Raw genomic sequence first — 279 nt, forward strand, 5'->3', positions numbered from 1 at the left:
TCAGTATTCCCATCGGTTCTGCTAATTGCCACATTAATGAGGCTTTCTCTAAACATTGCTTCAACCAGACTGATTCTCACAAGAGGTGAACTTGGAACAGAGGCAGCAGGAAAAGTTATCAAAGCCTTTGGAGAGTTTGTTGTGAGCGGAAACTTTGTGGTGGGATTAATAGTATTCTTAATTCTTGTTATTATCAACTTCATAGTTATAACAAAAGGTGCTGGAAGAATCGCGGAAGTATCAGCTCGTTTTACCTTAGATGCCATGCCTGGAAAGCAG

1 pseudogene (only partly in view) is annotated in these 279 nt (G+C 40.5%); it reads left to right on the forward strand.

The annotated features are described in order from the left end of the window. A pseudogene (locus N2Z58_09470) lies at positions 1–279 on the forward strand (FHIPEP family type III secretion protein) (it continues 350 nt past the right edge of the window).

The sequence above is a fragment of the Fervidobacterium sp. genome, from assembly GCA_026419195.1.
Classification (GTDB): Bacteria; Thermotogota; Thermotogae; order Thermotogales; family Fervidobacteriaceae; genus Fervidobacterium.